Raw genomic sequence first — 401 nt, 5'->3', positions numbered from 1 at the left:
GCATCCACCACTACAAGGTCTAAGGCATAGGCCGTAGAAGTATAACATCCTGTTACCGTATTCTCCACCCTTACATAAATCGTTTGGGCATAGGCTACATTGTTGGTATAGTTATCAGGGTTAGGGATTGGGTTTAATCCGCTCTCTGCATCGATAGCGGTCTCGTGGAAGGTTACCAAAAGGTCTTCTCCGTTGTCTACCATATCTTCTACCAGTGCCTCAAGGTCAAACTGGGCAAAGCCGTCACCGTCAGGGTCACATACCAGCAGGTCTTCTGCAGATGGGGGTACCAGTACCGGTAGCGGAGCTACCCTGATATCAAGCAGTACGATCCTGTAGCAGTCCGTTGCTTCAAAGGTTACCCTTACATAGATTGCCTCAACCGTACTCTGGTTGGTGTA

At 48.9% G+C, this 401-nt stretch carries 1 protein-coding gene; it reads right to left on the bottom strand.

What is annotated here, in order from left to right:
* A partial coding sequence (locus tag Q763_RS18015) for a hypothetical protein (RefSeq protein WP_035136327.1) occupies positions 1-401 on the bottom strand: 401 nt, incomplete at both ends.

The sequence above is a fragment of the Flavobacterium beibuense F44-8 genome (assembly GCF_000769915.1).
In the GTDB taxonomy this organism is placed as follows: domain Bacteria; phylum Bacteroidota; class Bacteroidia; order Flavobacteriales; family Flavobacteriaceae; genus Flavobacterium; species Flavobacterium beibuense.
The sequence above is the reverse complement of the archived record's forward strand: the minus strand, read 5'-3'. Positions and strand labels throughout refer to the sequence as shown.